This window comes from Acinetobacter sp. 802_lipA, assembly GCF_058242885.1.
Map to the genome: position 1 here is coordinate 1,465,876 of NZ_JBZAYP010000001.1, position 22,788 is coordinate 1,488,663.

General features: G+C 43.9%; 21 protein-coding genes and 1 riboswitch. Of the genes, 11 read left to right on the forward strand and 10 right to left on the reverse strand.

What is annotated here, in order from left to right:
• Positions 1-5 precede the first annotated feature (5 nt).
• From hemC to AC4CU3_RS07400, 3 genes are all read right to left on the reverse strand, one after another.
• The gene (hemC, locus tag AC4CU3_RS07390) at positions 6-926 is read right to left on the reverse strand and encodes a hydroxymethylbilane synthase (protein ID WP_201953304.1); all 921 of its coding nucleotides are present in this window, start codon (positions 924-926) and stop codon (positions 6-8) included.
• Between the two features lie 117 nt (positions 927-1,043).
• Entirely contained in the window at positions 1,044-1,784 is a 741-nt protein-coding gene (locus AC4CU3_RS07395; protein WP_004978616.1) for a LytR/AlgR family response regulator transcription factor, read from the reverse strand.
• A gap of 51 nt (positions 1,785-1,835) precedes the next feature.
• Entirely contained in the window at positions 1,836-2,990 is a 1,155-nt protein-coding gene (locus tag AC4CU3_RS07400) for a sensor histidine kinase (RefSeq protein ID WP_279043153.1), read from the reverse strand.
• Between AC4CU3_RS07400 and argH the strand changes: the two genes are divergently transcribed.
• Positions 2,981-4,414 carry an argininosuccinate lyase gene (gene argH / locus AC4CU3_RS07405; RefSeq protein ID WP_279043155.1) on the forward strand — a complete coding sequence of 478 codons (1,434 nt, stop codon included), beginning with the start codon at positions 2,981-2,983 and terminating at the stop codon, positions 4,412-4,414. The two genes, AC4CU3_RS07400 and argH, sit on opposite strands and share 10 nt — an antisense overlap.
• A 12-nt stretch (positions 4,415-4,426) precedes the next feature.
• Entirely contained in the window at positions 4,427-4,699 is a 273-nt protein-coding gene (locus tag AC4CU3_RS07410; protein WP_004978611.1) for an oxidative damage protection protein, read from the forward strand.
• 402 nt (positions 4,700-5,101) lie between these two features.
• Here the strand turns inward: AC4CU3_RS07410 and phoU are convergent, their stop codons facing one another.
• Positions 5,102-5,818, reverse strand: coding sequence for a phosphate signaling complex protein PhoU (phoU, locus tag AC4CU3_RS07415; protein ID WP_004692799.1), 717 nt, complete (start codon positions 5,816-5,818; stop codon positions 5,102-5,104).
• Positions 5,819-5,907: 89 nt separating this feature from the next.
• Positions 5,908-7,236 (reverse strand): multidrug efflux outer membrane protein AbuO, encoded by a 1,329-nt coding sequence (abuO, locus tag AC4CU3_RS07420; protein WP_039890330.1) that lies wholly within the window; start codon positions 7,234-7,236, stop codon positions 5,908-5,910.
• 280 nt (positions 7,237-7,516) lie between these two features.
• Between abuO and AC4CU3_RS07425 the strand changes: the two genes are divergently transcribed.
• The 6 genes from AC4CU3_RS07425 to gluQRS all read left to right on the forward strand — a co-directional run bounded on the left by AC4CU3_RS07425 (position 7,517) and on the right by gluQRS (position 13,978).
• Positions 7,517-8,569: a hypothetical protein gene (locus AC4CU3_RS07425; RefSeq protein ID WP_005400992.1), complete on the forward strand. Its 1,053-nt coding sequence runs from the start codon at positions 7,517-7,519 to the stop codon at positions 8,567-8,569.
• A 68-nt stretch (positions 8,570-8,637) separates the two neighbouring features.
• Positions 8,638-8,765: riboswitch (TPP riboswitch) on the forward strand.
• A 144-nt stretch (positions 8,766-8,909) separates the two neighbouring features.
• Positions 8,910-10,802 carry a phosphomethylpyrimidine synthase ThiC gene (gene thiC, locus AC4CU3_RS07430; protein ID WP_279043160.1) on the forward strand — a complete coding sequence of 631 codons (1,893 nt, stop codon included), beginning with the start codon at positions 8,910-8,912 and terminating at the stop codon, positions 10,800-10,802.
• Between the two features lie 75 nt (positions 10,803-10,877).
• Positions 10,878-11,498, forward strand: coding sequence for an NUDIX domain-containing protein (locus AC4CU3_RS07435; protein ID WP_279043162.1), 621 nt, complete (start codon positions 10,878-10,880; stop codon positions 11,496-11,498).
• A 10-nt stretch (positions 11,499-11,508) separates the two neighbouring features.
• Entirely contained in the window at positions 11,509-12,306 is a 798-nt protein-coding gene (cpdA, locus tag AC4CU3_RS07440; RefSeq protein WP_279043164.1) for a 3',5'-cyclic-AMP phosphodiesterase, read from the forward strand.
• A 209-nt stretch (positions 12,307-12,515) separates the two neighbouring features.
• Positions 12,516-13,043, forward strand: coding sequence for an RNA polymerase-binding protein DksA (gene dksA / locus AC4CU3_RS07445; RefSeq protein WP_004692816.1), 528 nt, complete (start codon positions 12,516-12,518; stop codon positions 13,041-13,043).
• A 2-nt stretch (positions 13,044-13,045) separates the two neighbouring features.
• Complete coding sequence (gluQRS, locus tag AC4CU3_RS07450; protein WP_279043167.1) at positions 13,046-13,978, forward strand: tRNA glutamyl-Q(34) synthetase GluQRS; 933 nt, start codon at positions 13,046-13,048, stop codon at positions 13,976-13,978.
• Positions 13,979-14,196: 218 nt separating this feature from the next.
• Here gluQRS and ftsW read toward each other — a convergent pair whose 3' ends face one another.
• From ftsW to AC4CU3_RS07475, 5 genes are all read right to left on the reverse strand, one after another.
• Positions 14,197-15,393, reverse strand: a complete 1,197-nt coding sequence (gene ftsW, locus AC4CU3_RS07455; RefSeq protein ID WP_010325707.1) for a putative lipid II flippase FtsW — start codon at positions 15,391-15,393, stop codon at positions 14,197-14,199.
• 19 nt (positions 15,394-15,412) lie between these two features.
• The gene (gene murD / locus AC4CU3_RS07460) at positions 15,413-16,759 is read right to left on the reverse strand and encodes a UDP-N-acetylmuramoyl-L-alanine--D-glutamate ligase (protein ID WP_078390099.1); all 1,347 of its coding nucleotides are present in this window, start codon (positions 16,757-16,759) and stop codon (positions 15,413-15,415) included.
• 159 nt (positions 16,760-16,918) lie between these two features.
• A complete protein-coding gene (locus tag AC4CU3_RS07465) occupies positions 16,919-17,170 on the reverse strand; it encodes a DUF6587 family protein (RefSeq protein WP_078425933.1) in 252 nt (83 codons plus the stop codon).
• Between the two features lie 27 nt (positions 17,171-17,197).
• Positions 17,198-19,057: a ferrous iron transporter B gene (feoB, locus tag AC4CU3_RS07470; RefSeq protein ID WP_279043172.1), complete on the reverse strand. Its 1,860-nt coding sequence runs from the start codon at positions 19,055-19,057 to the stop codon at positions 17,198-17,200.
• Entirely contained in the window at positions 19,054-19,314 is a 261-nt protein-coding gene (locus AC4CU3_RS07475) for a FeoA family protein (protein WP_010325703.1), read from the reverse strand. The genes feoB and AC4CU3_RS07475 overlap by 4 nt, the downstream gene beginning before the upstream one ends.
• 180 nt (positions 19,315-19,494) lie before the next feature.
• On the opposite strand from AC4CU3_RS07475, the gene xerD reads away from it, so the two are divergent.
• The 3 genes from xerD to AC4CU3_RS07490 all read left to right on the forward strand — a co-directional run bounded on the left by xerD (position 19,495) and on the right by AC4CU3_RS07490 (position 22,782).
• Entirely contained in the window at positions 19,495-20,412 is a 918-nt protein-coding gene (xerD, locus tag AC4CU3_RS07480) for a site-specific tyrosine recombinase XerD (protein WP_279043174.1), read from the forward strand.
• Between the two features lie 126 nt (positions 20,413-20,538).
• Positions 20,539-21,348, forward strand: a complete 810-nt coding sequence (locus AC4CU3_RS07485) for a DsbC family protein (protein ID WP_004692830.1) — start codon at positions 20,539-20,541, stop codon at positions 21,346-21,348.
• 129 nt (positions 21,349-21,477) lie between these two features.
• On the forward strand, positions 21,478-22,782 hold the full coding sequence (locus tag AC4CU3_RS07490; protein ID WP_279043175.1) for a homoserine dehydrogenase: 1,305 nt from the start codon (positions 21,478-21,480) through the stop codon (positions 22,780-22,782).
• Positions 22,783-22,788 lie beyond the last annotated feature (6 nt).

Below are 22,788 nucleotides of genomic sequence, written 5' to 3' on the forward strand. Positions count from 1 at the left end.
AAATATTAGTGATAAAAGGCTTTGAGTAAATCACCTGCACCTTGAGCCAATAACTCTTGTGCAAGGACAACGCCCAAATGCTCGGCTTCAGCGGCATCACCCGCCACTTGTGCTTTGAGGAGCGTTTGCCCATCGACACTCCCCACACGCCCTTCAAGCTGAATACGGTTGTCTGCTAAAGTGGCATAGCCTGCAATAGGTACCTGGCATCCACCTTCAAGATAAGCATTGAAAGCACGTTCAGCGCGAACACAGGTATCGGTTTCTACATGTAATAAAGGATGAATCAAATCCAATACCGCTTGATCATTTGCACGGCACTCTAGCCCTAAAGCGCCCTGACCCACAGCAGGTAAACTCAACTCTGGGCGAATGGTATGACGGATACGTTCTGCCAACCCCAAGCGTTTTAATCCTGCACTGGCCAAAATAATGGCATCGTACTGACCTGCGTCTAATTTAGATAAACGCGTTCCCACATTCCCACGTAAATCAATAATCTCTAGGTCGGGTCGTTGTTTTAAAATTTGGCATTTACGGCGCAAACTCGAAGTACCGACCTTTGCTCCTTGTGGCAAGGCATCAAAACTAACATAACTATTCGACACAAAAGCATCTAAAGGATCTTCACGCTCACAAATGACGGCCAGCGACAAACCTTCAGGCAAAGCCATCGGAACATCTTTCATCGAATGCACCGCCAAATCAGCACGACCATCCAACAAAGCTGCTTCAAGCTCTTTGACAAATAAACCTTTGCCACCAATTTTTGCCAATGGCGTATCTAAAATTTTGTCCCCTTGGGTAACAAAAGTCACTAACTCTACTGTGAGCCCCGCATGCAGTGCTTCTAAACGAGCACGAATATGTTCAGCTTGCCAAAGAGCAAGCGGGCTTTGTCGAGTAGCGATCTTTAGGGTTTTCATAAATTTTAGTATGTGCCAATAAGAATGAAACTATCTTAAACTGAATTTACCCCATTGGAAATGTATTCAGCCCAAAGCGCCCCGCCTCAGCAGCAGCAGAGCCATTTAATTGGCGTGCTAAAGCTTATGTAAGCGCTCTCGCAAGCCCGGTAAATGCCGTCGACTCACTGCTAGGCGCTCATCTAATTCACGGCAACGCACTTGATACTGCCCAGAGTTGACCACTTCAAGCCCTTCTAAAAAGTGAACTGAAACCAAGGCATTACGGTGAATACGAATAAAGGCCTCCCCAAACTCATGCTCTAAGTCTTTTAAGGTTTCATCAATTAAGACACTGCCGTTTTTGTGGCGTACCGTGACATATTTTTGATCCGCCAAAAAATAATAAATATTTTCAATGGGCACCAATTCCACACCACGATAGGTTTTCGCTGCGATTTGATGTCGCTTTACGTTAAATTCGTCCATATTTTCTTTTTGTTTTATCTCGCTCATTTGAGCTTGGGTTAATTTAGTGAGGTGACCGAGCACCTGTTGCAATTCCTGTTGCATCACTGGTTTTAATAAATAACCTTCAGCATGTGACTTAAATGCATCGAGTGCATGTTCATCATAAGCTGTACAAAACACCAATGCAGGCATCGGTTCAAGTTGGCGCAAATAATGCGCACAGGTCAAACCATCCATTTCTGGCATTTGAATATCTAAAAGTACCACATCTGGTTCATATTGTTGAGTTAATTCAATTGCTTGTTGACCATGTGAGGCTGTTGCCACCACTTGATGTCCGAGCTGACTCACCAATCTAGACAAACGTTCGATTGCTAAAGGCTCATCATCACAAATTAGGATGTCCATTTATCTCCTCCCCAACAGTCACCTTGTTTATTTTTATAGGTTCACTGCGGCTTATTTATATTGATACTGCACAACAGTGGTATACATTCCCTCCCCTGCATAGGTTTGAAAGCTCACAGTTCGCCCAAAATATGCCTCTAGACGCTGCTTCACATTTTCAATGGCAATACCATGTCCTTGTCGTTTATGAATTGTTTCCTTTGTAAATGGGTTAGTTATGACGATATTAACTTGATTTTGCAATATTTCAATCAGTACACTTATCGTACTCTTAGTTAAAAATTTTTCAACACCATGAAAAATACTATTTTCAAGTAAAGGTTGTAAAGTTAAGAGTGGAATTTGTACCTGCTTACACAATTCGGCATGCTCGATTTTCCATTCAACCTGTAAACGATCCCCCAAACGAATTTGCTCAATCGCCAAATAACGCTGACACAACTCAATTTCATCACTGAGCTTGACCAGTTTTAACTCTTGGAAACTGGCTCTAAACAGACGCGATAGATTGAGCAACATCTGTTCGGCTTTATCTGGGTCAATCGCAATTAGGCAAATCACATTGTTTAAACTATTAAACAAAAAATGCGGGTGGATACGGGCTTGCATGGCTTGCACCCGTGCATTCAGCTCACTATTTTGCTGCCTAAACCACTGTTCTCTTAGGTACAAATAACGAAAACAAAAGCTGCCTAACAGCAAGCCATAGCCCAAATGCAAAGCAACATCATTCCATAAGATGGCTGAAGTCAAACCATTGAAACTAAAATTAGCTCCAAAGAAGATCAGTATATTAAGGCTGAGCGTGGTCACCAAAACAATGATCTGTAATAGAAAAAAGCCTGACAATAAAGTCATACCTAGACTTAAATTCTGCAATTTTTTTTGCCCATACTGCATCAGTGCGGTAAAAGACAGTAAAACCCAATTGATATACAGCATATAGCCCAGCACATGCTCAAACACCAAGTTTGTCCAAGACTGTGCTTCAGCCAATGCCAACAGCATGGCCAACAAATTTCCGCCGACAAATAATTCCAACAAATGCGGCCATTGCACGATTTTGCTAAATAAATAAGAGATATTTGGCTTAGCCCTACTGGAAGTTAAATTTTGCGCATCTTGAACTTCGGCAAGTTGTCTTGAATTTGTTATACTCATGCGAGTTCTACCGCTTTTTATCTTATTGAGCCGACATGACCACATCTTCTAATTCCTCAAATCCGTCACAAGCCCAAACTTCGGGTATGTGGGGCGGTCGTTTCTCTGAAGCTACTGATGCCTTTGTTGCTGAATTTACAGCATCTGTACAATTTGACCAACGCTTTTATAAACAAGATATTGCAGGTTCTAATGCTCACGCGACCATGCTTGCAAAAGTTGGCGTTCTGACAGAACAAGAACGTGATGACATCATCAATGGCTTAAACACCATTCAAGCTGAAATCGAAGCGGGTCAGTTCGAATGGCGTATTGACCTAGAAGATGTGCACATGAACATTGAGTCGCGTTTGACTCAACGGATTGGCATCACAGGTAAAAAGCTCCACACAGGTCGTAGCCGTAATGACCAAGTGGCAACCGACATTCGCCTCTATGTCCGCGATGAAATCGATGCCATTTTAGAATTACTGAAAAAATTACAAAAAGGTATTTTGAGTATTGCTGCTCAGAACACATATACCATTATGCCGGGCTTCACCCACTTACAAACGGCACAGCCTGTGACTTTTGGTCACCACCTGTTGGCATGGTTTGAAATGTTAGTGCGTGACTCTGAGCGCCTCATTGACTGTCGTAAACGTACTAACCGTATGCCTTTAGGTTCAGCAGCACTTGCAGGTACCACTTACCCAATCGACCGCGCATTTACAGCAGAGTTACTGGGTTTTGAAGCCGTTTCTGAAAACTCACTCGATGCAGTATCTGACCGCGACTTCGGTATTGAATTCAATGCTGCGGCGTCTCTGATCATGATGCACTTATCACGCATGTCAGAAGAACTGATTCTTTGGACGTCTGCACAGTTTAAGTTCGTAAACATTCCAGACCGTTTCTGTACTGGCTCTTCAATCATGCCACAAAAGAAAAATCCAGATGTTCCAGAGTTAGTGCGCGGTAAAACAGGCCGTGTCTATGGCGACCTGATGAGCTTGTTAACACTGATGAAAGGTCAACCATTGGCGTATAACAAGGACAACCAAGAAGACAAAGAACCGTTGTTTGATGCGATTGATACCGTGCGTGGCTCGCTCATGGCTTTTGCAGACATGATTCCTGCTTTGGTGCCAAACATTGAAATCATGCGTGAAGCAGCCCTGCGTGGTTTCTCAACCGCAACGGACTTGGCTGATTACCTTGTAAAAAATGGCGTAGCTTTCCGTGATGCACATGAAATTGTGGGTAAAGCCGTTGCTTTAGGTGTACAAGAATCAAAAGATCTTTCTGAATTAACTTTAGAACAACTTCAACAGTTCTCTGACTTAATTCAAGCGGATGTATTTGAAAAAGCACTAACCCTTGAAGCGTCAGTCAATGCACGTAACCACATTGGTGGAACTGCACCTGCGCAAGTAGAAGCTGCCATTGAACGTGCCCATGCGCGTTTAGAAAAACTTTATGCTCAATAAGGACATCTAGATATGACTCGACAAGTTTTTTGCCGTAAATATCAAACAGAAATGGAAGGTTTAGACTTTGCACCTTTCCCTGGCGCAAAAGGCCAAGAACTTTTTGAAAGTATCTCCAAGCAAGCTTGGGGAGAATGGTTAAAGCACCAAACCACTTTAATCAATGAAAAACGCTTAAATGTGTTTGAACCTGATGCGAAAAAGTTTCTTGAAGAACAACGTGAGAAGTTCTTTAACAATGATGAAAGCTTAGAAAAAGCAGAAGGCTTAAAGCCTGAGGCGTGATAAAGCGTTGCACATTTGAAAAGCCCCAACATCGGGGCTTTTCTTTTTATTCATACAATGTTCTATCTAAGCACAGGGATGACCAACCCCCAAATAGATGACATATTGATGACCCAATTACGCTATAAAGCCGTTATTTGTATCTAAATAATTAAGTGTAAACATAGCGCTACACAACCATTGCAAAACTCAACATTACACTACAAGAACCTACATGACGCAGAAAAACATCTTTCCTATAATGGCATTCAAGGATAGAGGGAAACCTCTTATCGATAACGATAAATATCCCCGATTTTAGTCTCAGATTTCCCCCAAAGTCTGAGATTTTTTTTATCTAAAAATTAAGCAACCATTAAAAAGCACAACCGAAGTTGTGCTTGAAAAATAAGATACGCTTTTTTATTTTTGGATATGTTTTTCAACTTCTTCAAAACTGGTATGACGCACATCCAAACCTTTCACCATGTAAATCACTTGCTCAGAAATGTTACGCGCATGATCGCCAATACGCTCTAATGAACGTAATACCCACATCACATTAATCACACGCGCAATATGACGCGGGTCTTCAATCATATAAGTCATCAAAGTACGCGTTGCAGATTGATATTCACGATCAATATCAGCATCGGCCATCATCACACGTAGCGCTTGTTCTGCATCTAAACGTGCAAAAGCGTCTAGGGCATCATGAATCATGACACGGACTTGGTTACCAATATGACGCGTTTCCATATAACCGCGCGGGGATTCGCCATCTTCACATAAGCTTTGCGCAATACGAGCAATTTTCGCCGCTTCATCACCAATACGCTCTAGGTCGGTATTGGCTTTCGACATCGCAATCACCATACGCAAATCAATCGCAGCAGGATGACGACGCGCCAAAATCAAGGTCAAGGCTTCATCAATTTCACGTTCGAGCTGATTCACCGCATTGTCTTTAAACTGAACATCGACCGCTAAGTTGGCATCGGTGTCGAGTAGTGCATGAATTGCATTCGCCACTTGTTGCTCTACCAAACCACCCATGGTCATAAATTTGGTGTTCACATCCTGCAAATCCTCATTGAACTGCGAAGAAATGTGATGGTTTAAAACAGGACTATTTGGCAAAGGACGTACTCCACAGCAACATCATGAGGGACTAAAGATTGAGCGATATTAAAGCATAGCAATTGTGAAGATTTGATGACAAGACCCTTTTATAAGCGTGCTTTGTCCACCAACCATGCATTCATTTCTTGAATATCTTGTTCAGTCAACTTACCCACAGATGCCTTTAAATGCAAGACATTGATCAGATAGTCATACTTAGCATTGACATAATCTTGCTTGGCCGAAAAGGCATTGCGCTGTGCCAGTAAAACATCGACCATGGTTTTTAAGCCTTCTTGATACTGCGCTTGTGAGGCACGAGAGACGAGGCTGGATGATTCCATAGCAGCTTTACGTGCTTGCAACTTGGCTTGGTCTGTTTCCACTTGCAAATAAGACTTTTTCACCTCGGTGTTGGCTTTACGGATGGCGGCATCCAATTCGGCTTCAGATTTTTTGACGTTAACAGCGGCTTTTTGAATCGACTTCTTGGTTCGCCCACCGGTATAAACATTCCAATTCATCTCAATACCAATCTGATCAAAGTTGCCTTTGGCCGACATAATATTCTCAGGAGTCTGCTCACTATAACCATAGCTTCCCACAGCTTCAATTTGCGGATACAACGCAGCTTGTTCAACCCGTTTTTGATCTTCAGCATAGCTCTGTTGTAAGCGTGCCTGCTGAATGCCTAGGTTCTGTGCGAGAGCTAAATTAGTCCATGCTGAAAGTTCTGCAGGATAAGGCTTTTGAAACTGAAAGTCTTCACGCAGCACTGCCAAGTTTTCTTGATAAGGCCCGATCATTTGCGCCAGTTGTTCCTGCGCCAAGACCAGTTGTACATGCGTCGCAATGCGGTTGGCCTGTGCGCTTTGGAATTGTGCATTGGCTTCACTCACATCACTTTTTGCCACCAAACCCTCTCTGAGTTTGGCATTCATCATATTCAGTTGCTCAAGTAGAGCCCGTTCTTCTTGTAAATTGGCTGCGGTTAAACTTTGTTGGCGCAGTACATTAAAATAGGCTTCCGTCACCGCTAAAATGTGTTGCTGTCGCTGTAGCTGTAAATTGACTTCACTTAAACTGAGGGAGGTCTTGACTTGTTTCAACCCTTCCCACGCATCCCAACGAAAAAGGGGTTGGCGCGCCGTAATCGCCACTTGTTTGGTGGTGGTCGTATCGGGCATGGAAAGAACCGAACTCACCTGCCCAATGGGTTGATTTTTTCGAGTCACATTCCCAGACAGACCAATGGTAGGTAGTAAATTGCCTTGTGCAATGCCTAAATTGAGTTGATCTGCTTCATATTGGAGTAAATTGGCTTGCCAGTTGGGATCATTGACTTTGGCGCGTTGTAAAGCGTCGACCAAATCCAAGGCATGACTCCACGGCGCGAAAAACAACACACAGCTGGCTAGGATACATTTAATCTTCATTGTTTTCAGTCAACCTTTCCGCCTCACTGGCCTCGTTCTGAGCAACGCTATACTAAAACGGGTTGTCATTTTTTTCGTATATTTTTTATTGCACTGGTTACAATAGCGCCCACTAATTTGTTCATTATGAAGTAAATATTAAACAGTGTCACAGCCCGTTCAACAAACTCATTCACAATACTACACATTAAAAATTCCATTCCCCCTATAAAATGAGCCATGGAGAAAAGGAGTTTCTCTACTGTGTTGTCGCTGAACTGAGTTTTTTGATCGAGTCGCTGTGAATCATTCTTCTTTATTTTCGCTTAAACCTTACGCACTGATTTTCATGTGTGTGCTGTTGGCTGCCTGTCAGAAACCTGAACCTGTTAGCTTTCAAGAGCCTGCGCAAATAGAAGCGTCTTCAACTCAAACCTTAGACTTAACCGACTTGTGCCAAAAAATTGACAAAAACATGTCAGAAATAGATGCGCAGCGTACGACTTTTGCTTTAGAGCAAATCAATCAAGATCTTAAGCTGTGTTTGCCTTTACTCGGCTTTCAACAACAAAAGCATTTATTGGGTTTATCCAATAAAATGTACCATGACTTCTTATCGGTCGAACGTACGCCGCAACAGCAGCGCGCTTTTGAAAGCTATGCTCTAGAAATGGCGCAACATCCGACCATTCAACAAAGTCTTTTTGAGCAACTGACCATTCGTGACCAATACCTTATCAAACACCAAGGGCAGTCTTATGTCGAGCTGTTTGATGCAGGCGAAGGACAAGTGCATTACCGCCGTAGCCCTGAATATTTAGCCAAAATTTTTGCGCCATATCTACCTGTCGCAGAGCAAGAGTTTATTGAACATCTGGCGACACAGAATCAATACCCAGCCGTGATTGGGAGTCAGGTCAAAATTGACGCCAAAGAAATTGCAGATCGTGCGCTGTATTGGGAAAGCTATTTACAGCAATATCCGAAAAGTAGCTACCACCAAGATGCACGTCATCTATTGAATCTATACTGCACCCTCTTGTTTATCGGACTGGATACTCAACGCGTTTACGACGGCTATACCGTGCAAAGCAACTATTTAGAAGAAATTGAGCGCCTTGCCGCATTAAAAAATTCAATGGTGACGGATCAAGCGCGCTTATTTTTAAAGTTTGTGGCACTCAGCCCTGAACAAAGAGCGGCTCAAATCATCTTGCCTGCATCCGCTCACGCGCAGCGCCTCGGTGCAGATCAACTCTTACAAAGACAATTGGCGCATTTTATTCAACTACGTATGGTCCAACCCGATCAAGGCAAAGACTGCTTAAGCGATGCCATTTGCTTAGAACGTTGAACAGATATCCTTTCACACTTTGAATAAAAAGGTCGCTGTTTTTAACAACAGTGCATGTTAAGATGATGCATCGCTTGACGGAGCGCGAGTAATTGCTCGCTGAGATCAGCTAAGACTTTTCAATAAAGTTTTGAAGCTGAGTACCGTTGAACCTGATCAGGTTAAGACCTGCGTAGGAATCAAGCCATCTAAAAACTGAACGCCTTTCATTGAACTGTTTCCAGTAGAAATACATCCGTTGCATTTGTACCCGCAAATCAACAACACACAGAAATAGCTTCAATTGCCATCGTTTTTGGTCGTGCTTGATTCGTTGATGTCATTCATAAGGATCATTGCAATGAACCATTTAACGAATCTTTCCGCTGAAATTTCAGCACAACATGAACAAGATGCCAAAGATCTGACCCGTATCTTGCCTGCCTCTAAAAAAGTCTATATCCAAGGTTCGCGCCCAGACATTCAAGTCCCCATGCGTGAGATTGAACTGACCGAAACTCCAACAGGCTTAGGCGGTGAGTACAATCCACCGGTGATGGTGTATGACACCTCGGGCGTGTATACCGACACCAATGTCAGTATTGATCTGAACAAAGGTCTACCGAATGTCCGTGAAAGCTGGATTGAAGAGCGCAACGATACTGAAATGCTAGATAGCCTCAGCTCAAGCTTTGGTCAAGAACGTTTACACGATATACGTACCGCTGATATTCGTTTTGCTCATATTCAAAAACCACGTCGTGCCAAAGCAGGCCACAATGTCACGCAGATGCATTATGCCAAACAAGGCATCATCACTCCTGAAATGGAATACATCGCTATTCGTGAAAATCAGCGTCAACGTGAAGGAGTCGATGCACGTCAGCACGCGGGGCAAAACTTTGGTGCGCATAACTTGATGGAAATCACGCCTGAATTTGTGCGCAAAGAAGTGGCTGAAGGGCGTGCGATTATTCCTGCCAATATTAACCACCCTGAAATTGAGCCAATGATCATTGGCCGAAACTTCTTGGTGAAAATCAATGCCAATATTGGTAACTCGGCTCTCGGCTCTTCAATCGATGAAGAAGTCGCAAAAATGACGTGGGCAACCCGTTGGGGTGCAGACACCATCATGGATCTATCCACAGGGAAGAACATCCATGAAACCCGTGAATGGATTATCCGTAACTCACCTGTTCCGATTGGTACTGTACCGATCTATCAAGCTTTAGAAAAAGTTGATGGGGTGGCGGAAGACCTGACATGGGAAATCTTCAAAGACACGCTGATTGAACAAGCGGAGCAAGGCGTAGATTATTTCACCATCCATGCAGGCGTCTTATTACGTTATGTTCCAATGACGGCGAATCGCCTCACTGGTATTGTGTCTCGTGGCGGTTCGATCATGGCACAGTGGTGTTTGGCCCATCATCAAGAAAACTTCCTCTATACGCATTTTGATGAAATCTGCGAAATCATGAAAGCCTATGATGTGTCATTCAGCCTCGGTGATGGTCTACGTCCGGGCTGTATTCAAGATGCCAATGATGAAGCACAGTTCTCTGAATTACGCACTTTAGGTGAGTTGACTCATCGTGCTTGGAAACATGATGTGCAAGTGATGATTGAAGGTCCGGGGCATGTGCCTATGCACATGATTAAAGAAAATATGGATCTACAACTTGAAGTCTGCCAAGAAGCACCCTTCTACACTTTAGGGCCATTAACCACCGATATTGCACCGGGTTATGACCATATTACTTCTGCGATTGGTGCAGCGATGATTGGTTGGTATGGAACTGCTATGCTCTGTTATGTCACCCCTAAAGAACACTTGGGCCTGCCGAACAAAAAAGACGTCAAAGATGGCATCATCACCTATAAAATTGCAGCACATGCGGCAGATTTGGCCAAAGGTCATCCGGGTGCGCAAGTTCGTGACAATGCCCTGTCTAAAGCACGTTTTGAATTCCGCTGGGAAGATCAGTTTAATCTCAGTCTTGACCCAGACACGGCGCGTAACATGCATGATGAAACCATGCCAAAGGAGGCGCACAAATCTGCGCACTTCTGTTCGATGTGCGGTCCTAAGTTTTGCTCGATGAAAATCACACAAAACGTGCGTGATTATGCACAAAATCAGCAAAATGCTACGCTGAATAAAATTCAGCAAGAAGAGGTTGAAAACGGTCTCGATAGCATGAAAAAACAATTCCATGCAACCGGACAAAACTTGTACCAAAAAGTGTAAGTTGATAAAAAACCTTTTGTAATCATGCGATTCTCAGTTAGGATGAAATGATAAATTTCATCCTGATTGCGCTTTATGAACATAATTAAGCAAGCTACATATCACAGTGAAGATGTCCAAATTGTAGACAGGGCCTTTGTTTTTCAGGGTTTTGTTCAAGTAGAAAAAGTAAATTTACGTCATCGCCTGTTTAATCAAACTGAGTACACCGCTGTGATTTCACGTGAGCTCATTCAGCGTCCTGAAGCTGCGGGTGTCTTGATTTATGATGATGCACAACAAAAATTTGCCTTGATTGAACAATTTCGTATTGGTGCTATGGATGATCAAGATTCAGCTTGGCAGCTGGAGATTATTGCGGGAGTACTCGATGGTGATGAATCACCTGAAAGCTGCATTCGCCGTGAAGCATTAGAAGAATCAGGCTGTCAGATTGAACACTTACGACATCTGTTTAGCTTTTATCCTTCAGCAGGTGCCTGTGCGGAACTGTTTCATCTGTATAGTGCTGCGGCCGATTTACCCGAACAAGGTGGTGTATTTGGTATGCCCGATGAAGGTGAAAATATTTTATTACACCTGATTGATTATGCGCAGATCGATACATTACTTTCCAATGGTCGGCTCAGAAATGCGCCTGTCATAATGGCCTTGCAATGGCTACAACAACAGATTAAAACGACAAGGAATGTCTAAGGGGTCAGGCATGACTTTAAATAATGAAAAAAATTGGACCATTATCCAAATTTCAGATACGCACTTGATGGATCAAGATCATCTGGAGTTTGTACGTATGAATCCAGAGCAAAGCTTTCATCATGTGATGCAACATATTGCTGAGCGTCACCCACAGCTGAATGCCATCGTCCATACAGGTGACTTGGCACAAGTACCTGTGCCTCGAACCTATCAACGCTATTTAGACTTTATGCAGAGTTTAAAGACGCCGTTTTATCAGGTTCCGGGCAATCATGACAATGCCGAGCACTTCCCTTTTCATCAGCAGCAAAACAAAGTTCATATGATTCACTTTGGCCCTTGGAGCGTAGTTTTACTCAATAGTGCTGTCAAAGGTAAAATCGATGGCTGGGTCGATGAAGCACAATTGAACCAACTGGAACAGATCCTACAAGAATTTGCCCAGCAACACATTGTGATTGCCTGTCATCATCATCCTTTTGAAATGCAGTCAAAATGGATTGATCAACATAAACTCAAGAACACCCAAGACCTCACTGCGGTTCTTGCCAAATACCACAATGTCAAAATTGTGCTGTCGGGACATGTCCATCAAGAATCATGGCGTGAGTGGCATGGTATTCAGTTTTACTCGACGCCGTCTACTAGTGTCCAATTTAAACCTTTAAGCGATCATTTCGCCTTAGATGAGCAAGCACCAGGTTATCGTATTTTACAATTAAACGCAGATGGCAGCCATGAAACCCACGTAGAACGTGTCTTACACGCACAGCAAAAAATAAATGTTGAAATTTCAGGTTATTAACTTTTCATTTTTATCGTTTTCAATTACCTTAGTTGCTCTTACGAAAAAGTGATCAATTTAATCCAAACATCAAAGACTATCAAAATACTTAAAAAGTCTATATGATGACGACCCCCGAGGGTGAATCTCCTCGAGGGTGGATAAAAACACTTGCATATCACCATATTTTTTGCGTATTAAAGATACGTATATGATGAGGATTGCCCTAAATGGCGAATGACAACCAAAATACTGTCTTAGACGAACAAACTGATGTTGTAGATGAAAAATCTACAAAACGTGTGCGCAAAACTAAGCCTAAAGCGACTGACGGTGGTTCTACTGCAAGCTTATTTGGTATTGAACCTTATCAGCCGAAAAAAAATGAAGAATACATGTCTGAAGGTCAGCTTGAGCACTTCCGCCAAATTTTGTTGGCATGGAAAGCAGAGTTGATGTCAGAAGTTGACCGTACACTCAACACCATGCAAGACGAAAACACCGCTTTGCCTGATGTGAATGACCGTGCGACACAAGAAGAAGAGTTTGCAATTGAACTACGTACACGTGACCGTGAACGTAAACTCATCCGCAAAATCGAGCAATCAATTGAAGCGATTAAAAACGATGACTATGGTTTCTGTGAAACCTGTGGTATCGAAATTGGTCTGCGCCGTTTAGAGGCTCGTCCAACTGCGACTTTATGTATTGACTGCAAAACACTGGCAGAAATCAAAGAGAAGCAAAATAACGGTTAACTGTGACTGTTGATAACTCTCCAGCCAAGCATCGCTTGGCTCTTGCGCAGCGGCGAAACGATGTTTCGCTGACTCGCTACTCAGGTCGGTTTGCGCCATCGCCAACCGGCCCTTTGCATTTTGGTTCACTCATCACAGCCGTTGCCAGTTATTGCGAAGCTAAAGCACATCAAGGCACATGGTTGGTTCGTATCGAAGATACCGATATCCCGCGTATTTACCCTGGCAGTGAAAGCCATATCTTGCGTTGTATCGAGGCTTTCGGCTTTCAGCCCGATGCGGAGATCATTTTCCAAAAAGATCGTCTCGACCTATATGAAGACGTGATTCAACAACTGCATCAACTCAAACTGGTCTATGCTTGTCAGTGCACCCGCAAAATGCTCGGTTCTAACCACATTTATGCAGGCACCTGCCGTGACCTTGCTCTGCCTTTTGAGCAACAAGCCATTCGCGTCAAAGTGGAAGATGTCGAGATTTGTTTTGATGATGCTCTGCAAGGCAGACACTGCTCACAACTGGCACATGAGCTCGGTGACTTTGTACTGAAACGCCGCGATGGCATTATCAACTATCAATTAGCGGTAGTGGTAGATGACTACCTACAAGGCATCACCCATGTGGTTCGTGGTGCAGATCTATTGGATAATACCGAGCGCCAAATTTATTTAGGTCAGCTCCTAGATTACCCGCGCCTGAGCTATATGCATCTGCCTTTAGCTATGAATGATCAAGGGCAAAAGTTGTCTAAACAAAACATGGCACAGGCGCTGGATCTTAACCAAGCATCTACACTACTCGCTCAAGCGATACGTGCTCTAAATCAGCCAACTGTTGAGCTAGACACCCCTGAACAAATGTTGCAACAAGCCATTGCACAATGGGATGTTTCGCTGATTCCATACCGTACTACCCTGCATGGTACCTATTTATAGCAAAACCATCGCGGCAGAAATTCAACGCGAGGTATAGCGCTCAACGTTTCAATTGAAGCAAATTCAAAAAATTTAGACCATTACAGTCACATTCATCATAAAAGAATGATAGATAGATGTGCTGATGAGAAACACAATTTAGAAAGGACTCAAACGCTATCCGCATAAAACGAAAAATGAGTTTCGTCTGCGGAAAGCGTGATGAAAGAAGAACCCGCTTAGAAGCTGGATTCTTCTTTGGTTGGATTAGCACTTTGTGTTGTTGCATCAATTTTCAAAATCAAACTGATCATCACTGCACACATAATCAGTGATGAACCTCCATAACTAATAAAAGGTAGCGTCAAACCTTTGGTTGGCAGCATCCCCATATTCATACCTGCGTTTACCAAAATTTGCAGTAAGAAAATAATCGATACCCCATAAGCCAAATAACCCGCACGCAAGTACTGATTTTTCAAGGCACGATGACCGACTTTGATACAGCACAGCAACATGGTAAAGGACAGAATTAAGACCGTAGTGATCCCGAAAAAGCCAAACTCTTCGCCTAAAATGGCCAACATGAAGTCGGTATGCGCTTCAGGCAAGTAGGCCATTTTCTGTACACTGTGGCCAAGTCCTACACCAAACCATTCACCACGCCCAAAGGCCATCAAGGCATTCGAAAGCTGGTAACCAGTACCTAGCGGATCTTCCCAAGGGTTTGAGAAAGACATTAGACGTTCAAAACGGTAAGGCTCAAATACAATCAGAAAGACAAAGGCCGCAAAAATTGCACCAAAAGCCATACCAAACTGAATCAACGGCGCGCCAGCAAGGAAGAAGATACCGAGCATCATCAAACTAATCACCACGGTTGCACCCAAGTCGGGCTCCGCAATAATCAAACCCACCGTCAAAAGCATAATGATGCCGAGACGGATCAAACCTTTGATGTTATTTCTTACTTCTTCGGCACGGCGTACCACATAGTCCGCTGTGAAAATCGCCATCATCACTTTGGCGACCTCAGAAGCCTGTAACGTAAAGCCCGCAACACGAATCCAGCGGGTTGAACCATTGACCTCCGTACCGACGACCAACACAGCGGCCAGCAGTAAAATGGTCAAAATCCACAACGGAAAGGTGTTATTGAACCAAACATTGAGCGGAACTCGGTATACCGCATAGGCCAAAACGCCAGCCACAGCAATTGAAATCCCGTGACGAAGGACATAGTGAAATGAATTCTCATGAAGGCGTTCAGCATAAGGCATCGACGCAGATGCAACCATGATCGACCCTAAACACAACAACGCAATGACGCAGAAGATCAACACATTACGTGGTGTCACTTCGCTGGGTACACGCGGCGCCCAACGGCTATAAAACTGGTTAATTTTATTGATCGTTGTCTGAGCAAACTCAGCCATCTCAATTTCCTTATTATTTTTAGTGGAGTTCTTGCACACAAGCGACAAACTGATGCCCGCGCTGTGGGTAACCACTGAACATATCAAAACTTGCACATGCAGGTGACAATAACACGACATCATGGGCTTGGGTATGGGCTTGGCAAAGTGCAACCGCCTGCTCTAAAGTCTTAGCATGCAGTAAGGTCGTTGTTCCTGCCACGGCTTTTTCAATCAACGCCGCATCTTCACCAATCAACACAGCCACCTTCACGTATTTGCTCAAAGCCTCACGTAAAGTGCTAAAGTCTTGCCCTTTGCCTTGACCACCTAAAATGATCGCGACTTTGCCGCCTTTGGCTTCAATCGCAGCACCTAGACCATCAATCGCAGCCAGTGTTGCGCCGACGTTGGTGCCCTTAGAGTCATTATAGTAACGAACACCCTCAACGTCTTTCACAAACTCACAGCGATGCTCTAAGCCTTTAAAGCTTTTCAGTGTTTCCAACATCGACTCAAGTGGAAGATTGATTGCCTCACCCAAAGCCAAGCAGGCCAATGCATTGACCACATTGTGTGTGCCTTGAATATACATCTCTGCACTGTTCAATAAACGTGTGCGGCCACGAGCCAACCAGATCGTACCGTCGTCATCTCTTAATACACCGTACTGATTCATATCAGGCGCATTTAAACCAAAGCTTTGCATTGGCGTAGCATCAGGGACCAAAGGACGAGTAAGTGAGTCATCACGGTTATGAACGACTTTTTTCACACCTTGGAAAATGCGATGCTTCGCGGTGTGATAGCCCATCATATCGCCATGACGGTCAAGATGGTCTTCACTCATATTCAGCACCACCGCAACTTCAGCTTGTAAATTTGAAGTGGTTTCTAACTGAAAGCTGGATAGTTCTAAAATGTATAAATCTGGCTCATCTTTGGTTAAATCCAACGCTGGGCGACCAAGGTTCCCGCCTACCGCGACTTTCACGCCTGCATGTTCAGCCATCAGACCAATCAAGGTTGTCACGGTACTTTTTGCATTCGACCCAGTAATGGCCATAATTGGCTTATCTGTTGCACGGCGTAGGATTTGAATTTCACTCACCACGGGAATGCCTTTGGCAATCGCAGCTTGAATTTCAGGTAATTTCGGATCGAGCCCAGGGCTAATAATGATTTCTTCAGCAGACAACAACAGTTCTGCGTCAAACTGACCAAAACTGGTTTGTACCTCTGCTGGAATTTGGTCATGACCGGGCGGGGTTGATCGAGAGTCCGTTACTGCAACGCGGTAGCCTTGGTTATGTAAAAAATTGACCGCTGCAACACCAGAAATGCCGAGCCCTGCAACGACCTTAAGTCCACCACGTTGTATTAACATTTTCGCCCCATGCTTGGTCTGAGATTTATCTGCGGAAATGTTAGCACTTTGCTGTTTTGAATGCTTTTTCTGTTTTGACTTTCCTGCACTTTTTTTGTGTCAGTGCGTAAAAAAGCCGCCCCTGTCGGACGGCTTTTTTATTTGTGAGCAAAAATCGTTTTATTTCCACTTCACCGCTTGGACTTCAGGCTTTTTCGCATTACTGTCTTCTGTTGCTGGACAAGCACAGTTTCCGCCACACCCGCCAGCCATTGACGGCTTTAACCACGTCGCTAAACGGGTCCAACCGCGAGCCTCACACAGCATGGACAAGGACATGAAAACTGAACCCGATGTCTTAGGAAATACTTTCTTAAATACCACCACTGCACTCCAGATCACTAGACCAGCAACAATTAGAATTTCAATCATCTCAATCTCCTCGCCTATTTACGCCGATTAGCCCAAATAGTGCGTTGCAATTTGATAGGTCAGGAATGACATTAAATAAGCCAAACCAAACAAGTAAATGGTCATAAAACTCACGGTTTTCCATGAACCTGTTTCACGTTTGACCGTCGCCAAAGTCGCCAAACAGTGCGGCGCATAAATAAACCACACCAATAAAGACAGACCAGTCGCCACCGACCAGCCGAGCTCACCGCCACTACTGATCAGTGAAGCCAAACCTTGTGACATGGCATCTTCATCAACAGCGGATAAGGCATATACCGTACCTAAAGCTGCCACCACGACTTCACGAGCAGCCATGGCTGGAATCAAGGCAATACAAATCTGCCAGTTGAAACCCAGCGGTGCAAAAATTGGTTGCAGTAAATGACCGAGCATACCGGCAAATGAATAATCAATTTCAGGTAAAGTCGCACCGTCTGGGGCTTGCGGGAAAGTACACAAGAACCACAACAAAATAGACAATGCGAAAATGATGCCGCCGACACGACGCAAGAAGATCTTGGCACGGTCAAGTAAACCAATCCAAATATTCTTTAAGTCAGGGAAACGATAGCTTGGCAACTCCATCATCAACATATGTTGTGACTTGTCTTTATGGAAGAATTTCAGAACGAAAGATACACACAGTGCGCTCACAATCCCAGCCATATATAAAGCAAACAACACCAAACCTTGCAGATTGAAGATCCCCCAAACAGTTTGTTCAGGAATAAAAGCAGCAATTAACAAGGCATATACAGGTAAACGTGCAGAACACGTCATTAACGGTGCCACAAAAATCGTAGTCAAACGGTCACGTGGATCACTAATAGTACGCGATGCCATGATGCCCGGAATTGCGCAGGCAAAGCTAGACAACAATGGAATAAAGGCACGCCCAGAAAGACCTGCTTTAAACATCAGCTTATCCAGCAAAAACGCGGCACGCGGTAAATAACCCGACTCTTCCAATACCAAGATAAAGAAGAACAAAATTAAAATCTGCGGTAAGAACACCACGACACCACCCGCACCCGCAATAATCCCGTCCACCACCAAACTGTTAAGTAAAGGGTGGCTAATGGATGCACCAATGGTTTCACCCAGCCAACCAAAGAAGGTTTCAATCCCATCCATAAACGGCGCTGCCCAAGCAAAAACGGCTTGGAAGACAATAAACATCATCACTGCAAGGCTAACTAAACCCAAAACTGGATGTAGGAAAATCTTATCTAGAAAATCAGTTCGCTTGTCTTCTTCATCGACGTACTGCACAGCGTCATGTAATAAATTTTCTACTTTCTCATGTGCAGTGTCGCCTTTTAAACCCGTCAGCTCGGTATAAGGCACGGCATATTTGCCCTGCTCTAAAGCGCTAAGCAGGCTTTCAATACCCGAGTTACGCACCGCAACGGTTTCAACGATCGGCACACCCAAGCGCTCAGAAAGCTTTTGGGTATTGATTTGCATGCCACGGCGACGTGCTTCATCCATCATGTTTAAAACGATTAACATTGGACGGCCCAATGCAATCAGTTCAATCACTAAACCAAGGTGAAGTTTGAGGTTGGTTGCATCAACCACACATAAGAAAGCATCTTGCTGACCTTCGTCTGCAATTTTTCCCATCACCACGTCACGGGTAATCATTTCATCAGGACTGGTGGCGTCTAAGCTATACGTCCCTGGCAAATCCAGAACGCGAACCGCTTGACCGGAAGGAAGAGTAAATTGACCAACTTTACGCTCAACCGTTACACCCGCATAGTTACCTACTTTTTGGCGTGTTCCAGTGAGATGGTTAAATAACGAAGTTTTACCGCAGTTTGGATTACCTACAAGGGCAACACGCAAGGCATCACTCATCTAGGTGCTCCTTCGACTTGAATTTCAATTTTTTCAGCTTCAACTTTTCTTAAGGCGAAACGTGTAAAACCCACTTGGATTAAAATTGGATCGCCACCAAAAACACCTTTGGTAATCACCTGTACTTTTGTACCTGCGACAAAGCCTAATGTTTCAAGACGACTAGCCACCAAATCAGTCTGAGCTTCGCCATCCAAAGTATGATTCACTTTGTTAATGATGGCAGTTTGTTTGACTTTTAAATCAGATAAACGCACCGCATCCAACCCTTTAATATTTTGAACAGTATACAAACAAATGAGAATAATTACCAAATCAGATTCGATAATGATTCGCATCTGTTATAACACATCGACAAGCGAGAATGATTACACTACATTGAATAAAACCCCTATTCCTTGTTTTTGTCTTTCCGTGATGATGTGCTTGAGAGCTTTATGTTAAATAAAAAACCGCGTGTGCCTGCGCCTGTTCAAATTCCAACTCAGCTCAGTTTTTTACACGGCTTTAAAGATTATCTCATTGCACAAACCGTCAGCCCACACACCCGAAATGCTTATCTCTCTGACTTATTGCAGTGCAGCGAGTGTAGTCGGGTGAGCATGCCTGAATGGTGCAGTGACGATGTCGCCGATGTTCTGCTGACCCTCACCAAGCAAGGCAAAAGCCCGCGCTCCATTGCGCGCTGTCTGTCTGCTCTGCGTTCTTTTTTTAAGTTTCTACGGGAACAAAAACTGCGTTCAGACAACCCTGTTGCGCTACATAAAACACCCAAAATTGGCCGCGCACTGCCTAAAGATTTGTCCGAGCAAGACGTAGATGCCTTAATCCAAGCTCCAGATATTGAAACCGCTCTCGGACTCCGTGATCGTGCCATGTTTGAAGTCTTATATGCCTGTGGATTGCGTGTATCTGAGCTACTGAACTTACGCCTAGACTTAATCAATTTAAAACAAGGCTATTTAAGAATTACAGGTAAGGGCAATAAAGAACGCTTGGTACCTTTGGGACAAATCGCAGTGGAATGGGTCGAAAAATACTTAATTGAATCCCGCCCGCAATTATATAAATCTGCAACCGACTATCTGTTTTTAACTCAACATGGCGGCATTATGAGTCGGCAAAACTTTTGGTACGCCATTAAACGCTATGCCTTACAAGCAGGAATTCAGGCTGAACTGTCTCCACACACCTTACGACACGCTTTTGCAACGCATTTACTCAATCACGGCGCCGACTTGCGTGTGGTACAAATGCTATTGGGACATAGTGATCTGTCCACGACACAAATTTATACCCATGTCGCGCAAGTGCGTATGCAACAACTGCATGCCAGCCATCACCCAAGGGCTTAAGGTCTTGATCATCCATAACTTAAGGCTGTTTTTAGCACGAAGACTACGAAGTATTACCGAGTCCTGTACTTTTTTTGCTATGCTTGGTGCTCTGTTTTTATAAAGTCAAAAGAAAAAGGGTTATCTATGTTATTTACCCGTAAACCATTGTTCATTGCCTGTGCCATTGCTTCAAGTGTTCTATTTACAGCATGTTCAAATAACACTGAAGAAAAAAAACAAGACTCTTTAACAGCAAGCGCACCAGCCACAGGTGAAGCGTCGACCTTGACGGAACGTAATGCAAAACAACGTTTAATTGATACCCTTCAAAAGCATTTCAAAACAGCCAATATCAATGCCAAAATCATCGATATCAAAACCACTGAAGTACCAAATTTATTTTGGGTCAATCTTGAAGGGATGAGCTCGGTTTATACCACGGCAGATGGTAAATATATTATCCAAGGTGATGTGATTCGCTTGGGCGATAAAACCCTCCACAACGTCAGCGACAATCTGCAAGCTGAAGCCAACAAAAAGCTTCTAGCAGGGCTCAAAACTGAAGACTTACTGGTTTATAAAGCCAAAGGCAAGACCAAGCATGTGGTTTATGTCTTTACCGATGCCAGCTGCCCTTACTGCCATAAACTGCACGAACACATCCCTGAAATCACAGCTCAAGGCATTGAAGTGCGTTACATTGCATGGCCGCGTGGCGAACAGTTCATGCCAGCCATGGAAAGTGTGTGGTGTAGTGCAGACCGTCAAGCTGCCTTTGATCAAGCAATTTCAGGTGCTCAACTTCCACCAGCGACCTGTAAAAATCCAGTGCGAGATCAATACCAGTTGGGTCTGAACATGGGCGTAAATGGGACACCTGCGATCTACAATGAAGATGGTGAATATCTCGGTGGCTATTTGGCCCCAAGTGAATTATTAAATCGCCTTAAATAACTAATTTTTATTTGTTATTTAACTAATATTTATAGTTGAACATAAAATGATTTCTTTCCTAGAGTCTCACAGTTTTTTTAGCTATGATCTAGGCTTGGTTCAATATATATAAGTAAATTGGAGTGTGACGTGAAACCAGTTCGTCTGGCAATCCTCGGTCTTGGTACTGTGGGTGGTGGTGCCCTTAAACTACTAAAAGAAAATGCTGCTGAGATTAAACGTCGCACCGGTCGTGAAATTCAAATTACCTATGTCGGCACACGCCGCCCTCGTCCAGACTTAGACTTAGGCGATGAGGTCAAGCAAAGTGCTGACCTACTCGACATTGTGCGTCAGCCTGATGTCGATGTTGTGGTTGAAGTCATGGGTGGTATCCATCCTGCCTACGAAATTATTAAAGAAGCCATTTTGCATGGCAAACAAGTGGTCACCGCGAACAAAGCTTTACTTGCAGAACATGGCAATGAGCTGTTCAAACTGGCGGATGACAATGCCGTGCAAATCGCCTATGAAGCTGCGGTTGCAGGGGGCATTCCCATCATTAAAGTGATGCGCGAAGGTCTAGCTGCAAACAAGATCAATTGGTTAGCAGGTATCATCAATGGTACAGGCAACTTTATCTTGACTGAAATGCGTGAAAAAGGTCGTGCCTTTGCAGACGTATTAAAAGAAGCGCAAGAGCTTGGCTATGCTGAAGCAGATCCAACTTTTGATGTCGAAGGCATTGATGCTGCGCATAAACTCACGATTTTAGCGTCGTGTGCTTTTGGTATTCCGCTACAGTTTGACAAAGTCTATACCGAAGGCATCAGTAAAATCACAGCGCAAGATGTGAAATATGCTGAGGAACTAGGTTTCCGTATCAAGCACTTGGGGATTGCTCGTCGCGCAGCGAATGGCATCGAACTTCGTGTTCACCCAACGTTGATCCCTGCCGAAGAACTGATTGCCAATGTCAACGGCGTTAAAAATGCCGTCTTGGTACAAGCACATGCTGTCGGCCCAACCTTGTACTATGGTGCAGGTGCAGGTGCAGGTCCAACCGCTTCTGCGGTCGTTGCAGATGTCATTGATATCGTCCGTGATATCTCTTATACCGAAGACGGTGCTGGAACGATTCCACAATTGGCCTTCGAAGCACTGACCAATGTGCCAATTTTAAGCCGTGAAGAAATGACCACAGGTTATTACATCCGGATTAATGCAGAAGATCAAACGGGCGTCTTGGCCGATGTAACCACGATTCTCAGTCGTGCGGGCATCAGTATCGATGCCATCATGCAACAACCACGCTTAAAAGACCTTATTCCAATCGTGATTTTGACTGATCCTGTCGTTGAATCAAAAATGGACGAGGCACTTGCTCAAATTCAAGCCTTACCCGTCATTCATGGCGAAATCGTGCGAATTCGTTTAGAATCGCTTGATAATTAATCGGGT

Bases quoted from the DNA above. Each gene is read 5' to 3' on its own strand.
- xerD (WP_279043174.1), top strand. From the start codon at position 19,495: ATGTTAAATAAAAAACCGCGTGTGCCTGCGCCTGTTCAAATTCCAACT.
- AC4CU3_RS07400 (WP_279043153.1), bottom strand. From the start codon at position 2,990: ATGTGGTCATGTCGGCTCAATAAGATAAAAAGCGGTAGAACTCGCATG.
- abuO (WP_039890330.1), bottom strand. From the start codon at position 7,236: ATGAAGATTAAATGTATCCTAGCCAGCTGTGTGTTGTTTTTCGCGCCG.
- AC4CU3_RS07465 (WP_078425933.1), bottom strand. From the start codon at position 17,170: ATGATTGAAATTCTAATTGTTGCTGGTCTAGTGATCTGGAGTGCAGTG.
- AC4CU3_RS07410 (WP_004978611.1), top strand. From the start codon at position 4,427: ATGACTCGACAAGTTTTTTGCCGTAAATATCAAACAGAAATGGAAGGT.
- dksA (WP_004692816.1), top strand. From the start codon at position 12,516: ATGGCGAATGACAACCAAAATACTGTCTTAGACGAACAAACTGATGTT.
- thiC (WP_279043160.1), top strand. From the start codon at position 8,910: ATGAACCATTTAACGAATCTTTCCGCTGAAATTTCAGCACAACATGAA.
- murD (WP_078390099.1), bottom strand. From the start codon at position 16,759: ATGTTAATACAACGTGGTGGACTTAAGGTCGTTGCAGGGCTCGGCATT.
- ftsW (WP_010325707.1), bottom strand. From the start codon at position 15,393: ATGGCTGAGTTTGCTCAGACAACGATCAATAAAATTAACCAGTTTTAT.
- hemC (WP_201953304.1), bottom strand. From the start codon at position 926: ATGAAAACCCTAAAGATCGCTACTCGACAAAGCCCGCTTGCTCTTTGG.
- argH (WP_279043155.1), top strand. From the start codon at position 2,981: ATGACCACATCTTCTAATTCCTCAAATCCGTCACAAGCCCAAACTTCG.
- AC4CU3_RS07485 (WP_004692830.1), top strand. From the start codon at position 20,539: ATGTTATTTACCCGTAAACCATTGTTCATTGCCTGTGCCATTGCTTCA.
- feoB (WP_279043172.1), bottom strand. From the start codon at position 19,057: ATGAGTGATGCCTTGCGTGTTGCCCTTGTAGGTAATCCAAACTGCGGT.
- cpdA (WP_279043164.1), top strand. From the start codon at position 11,509: ATGACTTTAAATAATGAAAAAAATTGGACCATTATCCAAATTTCAGAT.
- AC4CU3_RS07435 (WP_279043162.1), top strand. From the start codon at position 10,878: ATGAACATAATTAAGCAAGCTACATATCACAGTGAAGATGTCCAAATT.
- AC4CU3_RS07395 (WP_004978616.1), bottom strand. From the start codon at position 1,784: ATGGACATCCTAATTTGTGATGATGAGCCTTTAGCAATCGAACGTTTG.